4 protein-coding genes are annotated in these 6,913 nt (G+C 73.2%); 2 read left to right on the forward strand and 2 right to left on the reverse strand.

All coding sequences use genetic code 11. From position 1 onward, the window contains the following. Positions 1 to 5: 5 nt before the first annotated feature. Both C7389_RS23600 and C7389_RS23605 read right to left on the reverse strand, forming a co-directional pair. The gene (locus C7389_RS23600; RefSeq protein WP_133595120.1) at positions 6 to 1,001 is read right to left on the reverse strand and encodes an NADH-quinone oxidoreductase subunit B family protein; all 996 of its coding nucleotides are present in this window, start codon (positions 999 to 1,001) and stop codon (positions 6 to 8) included. A 76-nt stretch (positions 1,002 to 1,077) separates the two neighbouring features. Further along, positions 1,078 to 4,644, reverse strand: a complete 3,567-nt coding sequence (locus C7389_RS23605; RefSeq protein ID WP_133595121.1) for an ATP-binding protein — start codon at positions 4,642 to 4,644, stop codon at positions 1,078 to 1,080. A 257-nt stretch (positions 4,645 to 4,901) separates the two neighbouring features. Between C7389_RS23605 and C7389_RS23610 the strand changes: the two genes are divergently transcribed. Together C7389_RS23610 and C7389_RS25920 are read left to right on the forward strand one after the other, a co-directional pair. Next, the gene (locus C7389_RS23610) at positions 4,902 to 6,629 is read left to right on the forward strand and encodes a ShlB/FhaC/HecB family hemolysin secretion/activation protein (RefSeq protein WP_162851827.1); all 1,728 of its coding nucleotides are present in this window, start codon (positions 4,902 to 4,904) and stop codon (positions 6,627 to 6,629) included. Between the two features lie 167 nt (positions 6,630 to 6,796). Next, positions 6,797 to 6,913: ESPR domain-containing protein (locus tag C7389_RS25920; protein ID WP_162851828.1), on the forward strand; the 117-nt coding region annotated here is incomplete at its 3' end.

Below are 6,913 nucleotides of genomic sequence, written 5' to 3' on the forward strand. Positions count from 1 at the left end.
GCGTCTCATCGCAGCCCGGTGCGGCGTATCGCCGGCTGCACCACCGGATGGTCGGCTACCGCGTTCTCCCGCACCCGCCGCGGCGTGGCCGACTTGGACAGCGCCGCCAGGGCGACGAACCAGGCCTTGGGCATGTCCGACGGCAGGCCGATGGGGATGCCGGCCACCTTGGGCGTCTGCGAGAAGGGATGGCCAGGCTCCTCGAAGCCGGGCTCGGTACAGGAGATGCAGGCGTAGCCGCCGGCGGTGCAGGAGCCGGCGCCGTTCCACGGCCGCACATTGCAGTCGGCATGGGCCTGGGTACCCTTGCAGCCCATGTGCTCCATCATGCAGCCGAGGTCGGAGGCCTTCTCGGCGCTGGCCTTGAACTCGTAGAACTCGTTGCGGCTGCAGCCGTGGTGCACCAGCTGGTCGGCGTAGAAGCGCGGCCGGCCCAGGCTGTCGAGGTCCGCCGCGCCGAACTCGCCCATCGCCAGCGCCAGCAGAGTATCCACCACCCAGCCGGGGTGGGTGGGACAGCCGGCGACGTTGATCACCGGCAGGTCGGCGCCGGAGCGGTAGCCGGCGCCCAGCAGGCCGCCGCGCGCCTCGTTCTCGTATTGCAGGCCGCAGGCATCGGTGGGGTTGGGGCCGCCGGCGGTGACGCCGCCGAAGGCAGCGCAGCTGCCGATGGCTAGCGTGTAGCGGGCCTGGGCGGCAAGTTCGCTCACCCAGTGGATCATCGGCTTGCCGGTGCCGGCCAGCACATGGAAGCGGCCGCTGCCATTGGGACCGCGCAGCAGGGAGCCTTCGACGCACAGCAGGTCCACCGGGATCTCGCCACGGCAGCAGGCTTCCAGCGTGGACAGCGCCTCGGCGCCGCTTTCTTCCGACAGCGCCGGATGCCACAGCACCTTGATGCCGGCGTCGCCAAGGAGCCCGAAGAGGTCGCGGGTATCGGCGCACAGCAGCGACATGGTGCAGCCGCCACAACCGCCGGATTGAAGCCAGAGCAGATTCATGGCGGCATTGAACCATTTCCCGCGGGGTGCGGAAAGGCCGCGGCGGCGGGAGTGGGGGGGCTGGCCGGCACCGGTTTCAAGCTGGCTGCCGGCAGGCGGCGAAGCGCCGCAGCAGGCCGGCCGCGCCCTGGCTGCGGGCCAGCGCCAGCGCCTGTTCGCGCAGGGCGGTGGCTTCCGCTTCGCCGCGGGTGCAGTCGGCTTTCAGCCACAGCAGGTCGGCGAGGCAGTACTGATCTTCGTTCACGTCTGCTTCACGGATGGCGAGGTCCAGCAGCTGGGTGGCTTCTTCGCTTGCGGCCTGGGCGAGCAGAGCGTGGGCGACGATCCAGCGCGAGGTGGTGATGCCGGCCTGGTAGGCGAGGCGCATGCGCTCGGCGGCGGCGAACAGCAGGGCGCTGGCGGCGGGGGTGTCGCCGGCGGCGTCGGCCCACAGCAGGAACAGGCTGTTCACCCCTTCCCACAGGTTGAAGCCGTGACGGGCGGCGAGGGCGTGGGCTTCGGCCGCCAGCCGCAGCACTTCCGCCCTGTCCTGCCGGCACCAGTGCAGGGCGACGGCGAAGGTGAGGGCGAAGCACAGCGCGTGGGCACGGCGGCCCTGGCGGGCGAGGGCGACCGCCTCGGCGGCGGTGGCGCAGGCGGCCGCGTCGTCGCCGAGGAACCACTGGTTCCAGCCGAGGAAGGCGCGGCAGGTGACGGCGGGGTCGTCCACGCAGTAGCGCACCCGGTCGCGCGCGCCCAGGCGGCCGGCGAGTTCGATGCCACGTTCTTGCCAGCTGCGCGCCTCCTCCAACTGGCCGCGCCAGAACAGGGAGTTGCCGAGGGCGAAGGCGGCCATCAGCCGTTCGGCGTCGGTCTGCGCCAGCTTTTCCAGGCGGCGGGCGATGTCCAGCCCTTCGACCTCGCCCTGGGAGCTGCCGCCCATGTAGCGGCCGCTGAGGGCGGCGAACAGGCGGCCGCGGCGGCGGTCGCTGCTGTTTTCGGCCTCCAGCCGGATGGCGACCTCGCTGAACAGGCGGTGGGCCAGCGGTGAGCCGAAGCCCTGGGCCTGCTGGGCGGCGTAGCCCAGCCGCATGCGCAGTTCCATGGCGCGTTCGCCGTCCTGTTCGCCGCGGCCCAGGCGGGCGAGGCAGGCCAGGGCTTCCTCGAAGCAGCGCATGGCGTCGGCGGCGAATTCCTGCGCCATCGCCGCCTCGCCGGCGCGGCTCCACCATTGCTCGGCTTCGCGCCAGCATTCGGCGGCGGCGAAGTGGCCGGCGACGTTCTCTGCCGCCGGTTTGTCGTGCCGGCACAGCAGCTCTGCGACCTGCCGGTGCAACTGGCGGCGGCGGGCGGGGGCGAGGCTGCCGTAGGCGGCGTCGCGGATCAGGGCATGGCGGAAGACGAAGGTGTCGGCGTCTTCCTCGGCGATCAGCCGGCTGTCGAGGGCGGCGTCCAGCGCCGGTACGGTGGCGGTGTCCGGCAGCAGGGCGCCGAGCTGCTGGCGGCCGAAGCGCTGGCCGAGCACCGCGGCAGCCATCAGCACCGGCTTGGCCTTGCCCAGGCGGTCCAGCTCGTTCTGCAGCAGTTCGGCCACCGTCTGGCTGTGCCGGCCGCCCTCGTGCCAGGTCAGGGCCAGGCGTTCGAGGAACAGCGGCACGCCGCCGCAGGCATCGGCGATACGCTGGCGCTCGGCGGGCGGAATGTGCTCGGCCGGGTCGTGGCGGGCGATCAGGGCGAGGGCGGCTGCCGGCGGCAGCGGGGCGAGGTCCAGGGTGTGCTGCGCGGGGGCGGCGGTGGGGAGTTCGGTATCCGGCCGCGCGGTGAGCACCAGCAGCAGGGGCTGGCGCCCGAGTTCGGGGAGCAGCAGCTGCAGCAGTTCCAGCGTGGCGCGGTCGCTCCAGTGCAGGTCGTCCACGATGAGCAGGGTCGGGCCGTCGGCGAAGGCGACGAGCAGCCGGGACAGGGCGTGGAAGGCGTCTTCCTTGGGCGGCGGCGCGTCCTTGCCGTCGCCCTGTTCGACCAGTGCGGCGATGGCCTCCACCGCCTCCGCGTCCAGCGCCGGGTGGGCGCGGCGCAGGGCGGCGGCGAGCAGGCCGCGGCGCTGGCCGGCGGGCGTGCTGTCGTCGAGCTGGGCGAAGGCTTCCAGGCTGGCGATCAGCGGCCCCAGCGGGCGGTGCTGCAGTTCCAGCCCGCAGGCCAGGCGGCGCACCTGGCCGCCCTGCTGCCACACGCGGCGCGCCAGTTCGCTGGCGAGCCGCGTCTTGCCCAGGCCGGCGGGGCCGCGCAACAGGGCGACGCGGGGCTGGCCGGCCTGGGCCTCCCGCCACAGGCCTTGCAGGATTTCCAGTTCCTGGTCGCGGCCGGCGAAGGGGGCGTCGCTGCCTTCCGGCAGCAGCGGCGCCAGCGCCTGGCCGCAGCGGTGGAAGGTCTGCGGCGCGTCGAAGCCGGGCAGGCGGTGCGCGCCGGCATGCTCGAAGCGGAAGCCCTGGCCGGCTTCGTCGGCGACCGCGGTGGTGACCAGGATTTCGCCGGGTGCGGCGCTCCAGCCCGCCAGCATCGCCAGATCCGGCAGCGGGCCGAGCAGACGCGGCCGGGGCGCTGCCGGCTGCAGCAGGGCCTTGCCGGCGCTGATGCCGCTGCGCGGGGCGAGGCCGGCGGCGGCGGCGCCTTTGTGGATGTCGGCGGCGGCGAGCAGGGCGCGCTCGGAGGAGCGTTCGCCGGTGGCGCCGAACAGGGCCAGCATGCCGCGGCCGCATACCGACAGCACCTGGCCGCCGCGGCGCTCCACCCGCAGCTGCATCTCCGCCAGCAATTGCTCGTCTTCCGCCCAGTCTTCGGCGCTGCTGCTGCCGGGGGCGCAGTAGAGCACGCTGAGCCAGCGCTGCTCCGGCTGGCTGTCCGGCCGGATGTTGCGCGCGAGCTGGGCCTTCAGCGCCTGCAATGCCGGGCCGGGGCGGCCGCCCAGTTCCACCGCCAGGCGCTGGCGCAGGGCGTCGAACACCGCCAGCGCGGCGGCCTGCTCGCCGCCTTCGGCCAGCAGCTTCATCAGCAGCAGGGCGTGGTTCTCGTCCACCGGCGCCGCCCGCTGCAACTGGCGGGCGAGGGCGATCGCCGCGTCCAGCCGCCCTTCCCGCTGGCGGATGTCGCACAGGCGCTGCAGCAGCAGGGCGGCGCGGGCGTGGAAGTGGTGGCGGCTGGTGTGCAGCCAGTCGTCCAGCTCGGGGGAGTCGTCCAGCTGCAGGCCGTGGAGGAATTCGCCCAGCAGATGGGGGGCGGCGGCTTCCAGCTGCTCCCGCCAGGCGGCGTCGGCCTTGCCGCCGCTGCCGAGGCGGTCGAGGGCGGCGTCGTCCAGCCAGTGCAGGTCCAGGCTCAGGCCCTCGCCGGGCTGCAGGCGGATGGCGCGGCCATCCTTCTGCAGCGGCGAGGCGGCGCCGGCGTCGAACAGGGTGGAGAGGTTGTACAGCACCTGGCGCAGGTTGTTGCGCGCCGACTCCGCCTCCAGGTCGGGCCACAGCAGGCGGGCCAGCCGTTCGCGCGGCTGCCACTGGCCGGCATGGACGGCGAGGTAGCCCAGCAGGGCGTAGCCCTTGCGGTACTTGATGCGCTTGCTCGCATCCTCGCCGCCGCGCAGCAGCGTGAGCCGCCCGAGCAGGGAGAGCTGCATGGCGGCGGTGTGTGGCGGGCGGTCAGGCGTTTTCAGGGCTATTCCTTTCGATCTATCGCGCTGCGGCCCGGCGACCTTCCCGCGCTCGTGACGGCGTGCATTATCCGGGCGCAAGGCCTCTCCCGCCAAGCGCGGCGGCAGGGCTGCGATGGCCTCTTACGCTGTTCTAACGCCCGCTGCTTAGCCTTCGCGCATATCTCCCTCATTTATCCAAAGCGATGAGCCTTTTCCCTGCGCCGCGGTCCTTGCCGCCTGCCATGCGGCAAGCCCGTTCTTCCCTGCTACTCACCTTCCCCCTCGCGCTGTCGCTCGTCTGTTCCCAGGCGCATGCGCAGGCGGCGCCGGATGCCGGCACCCTGCAGCGGGAGGCGGAGCAGGCGATACGCGCGCTGCCGGCCTCGCCCCAGCCAGTGCCGCAGCCGGCACCGCCGATGGTCGAGACGGACAAGGCGGCGCGGGTGACGGTTCAGTCATTTGTCATCGACGGCGCCACGCTGATCGCCGAATCCGAGCTGCAGGCGCTGCTGGCCGACCTGCGCGGGCAGTCGCTCACCCTGGCGGAGCTGGAGCAGGCGGCGCAGCGGCTGGCGCAGCACTACCGCCAGCGCGGCTGGTATGTGCGGGTCTACCTGCCGGTGCAGGACGTGACCGCCGGCCAGCTGCGCTTGCAGGTGGTGGAAGGCCGCTACGGCGGCGTGCGGCGCGAGGATGCCGGCAGCCGGGCGGATGGCGCTTTCGTCGAGAGCATGGTCACCGCCGGCCTGGCGCCCGGCCTGCCGCTGCCGGCCAATGCGCTGGAGCGCGGCCTGCTGCTGGCCAACGACCTGGCCGGCGTGCGCGCCACCGGCGTGCTGGAGGCGGGCGATGAGCCGGGTACCACCCGGCTGCTGCTGAGGGTGGAGGACACCCCCTTCATCAGTGGCGACATCGGCGCCAACAACCACGGCATCAAGTCCTCCGGCTTCGCCCAGGTGGTGGGCGGGGTGACGCTGAACAACCTTTCCGGCCGGGGCGATCGCGCCGCCCTGCGCCTGCTCGCCACCGAACGCCTGCACAACGTGCTGCTGCAGTACGCAACGCCGCTGGGCAGCGATGGCTGGAGCGTGGCGGTGCATGCCTCGGCGCTGGATTACCGCCTGGGCGGCGACTTCCTCGACCTCGACGCCACAGGCCACGCCACCGCCGCCGGCCTCGCCCTCAGCTATGCGCTGGTGCGCAGCAGCGAAAGCAATCTGGCGCTCACCCTGGGGGCGGAGCAGCGCCGCTTCGAGGACAAGAACCTGGGCGAGACGCTGCGCCGCCGCCAGATCGAGGTGTACAGCCTGGGCCTGCGCGGCGATGCGGTGGACAGCCTGGGCGGCGGCGGCCTCAGCCGCGGCGATCTGCAGCTGTCTACCGGCCGCCTGCATCTGGCCGACGTCGGCGGCGACCCGGCCGCCGATGCTGCCGGGCCGCGCAGCGCAGGCGGGTACACCAAGGTGGCGATGGACGTCTCGCGTCTGCAGCGGCTGCCGCTGGCCGGCTGGCAGGTGCAGGCCACGCTCTCCGGCCAGCTGGCCGACGGCAACCTCAGCAGCGCTGAGCAGTTCACCCTGGGCGGTGCCTACGGCGTGCGCGCCTATCCGGGCAACGAAGGCGTGGGCGACGAGGGCGCCCTGTTCAAGCTCGAGCTGCAGCGCGAGCTCGGCAGCGGCTGGCAGGCCCAGCTCTTCTACGATGCCGGCTACATCCGCCAGCACAAGCGCACCTGGGAGGGCTGGCGCGATGGCAGCGACCAACCCAACGCCTACCGCCTGGCCGGTGCCGGCCTTGGCCTGAGCTGGCTGCAGGCCACGCCCGGCCGCTGGTTGAAGGGCTGGCGGCTGAGCGCCGCGGTGGCTGCTCCGCTGGGCGACAACCCGGGCGAGAGCGCCGATGGCCGCAACAACGACGGTAGCCGGCCGTCGCAGGCGCGGGCGTGGGTCAGCGCTGTCGCGGCCTTCTGAGCGGCCGGTGCGCCAGGCCGACCCGGAGGCGCTGCGGCATGGGCAGGCGGCGCGCGCCGCCTCTGCCTCATGCGCTCCGCTTCCGCCTCGTTTCCGGGCGGGACCGCCGATGCCGGTCCGCCTTCCTCCTTTCTTGCCGTTGGGCTTCGTCGCCTGAGGATACCGCCATGAACCACCGCTACCGACTCGTCTGGAACGCCCGTGAGGGGCGCTGCGTCCCCGCCCCCGAAACGGCCGTGGGCCGGGGCAAGGCCGGCGGGTGCCGGCTGAGCCCGCTGGCGCTG

Origin of the sequence: Azoarcus indigens (assembly GCF_004361735.1) — a bacterium.
Lineage (GTDB): Bacteria > Pseudomonadota > Gammaproteobacteria > Burkholderiales > Rhodocyclaceae > Azoarcus > Azoarcus indigens.

Coding starts and splice junctions, on each gene's coding strand:
- C7389_RS23600 (WP_133595120.1), bottom strand. CDS start 1,001: ATGAATCTGCTCTGGCTTCAATCCGGCGGTTGTGGCGGCTGCACCATG.
- C7389_RS23610 (WP_162851827.1), top strand. CDS start 4,902: ATGCGGCAAGCCCGTTCTTCCCTGCTACTCACCTTCCCCCTCGCGCTG.
- C7389_RS23605 (WP_133595121.1), bottom strand. CDS start 4,644: ATGCAGCTCTCCCTGCTCGGGCGGCTCACGCTGCTGCGCGGCGGCGAG.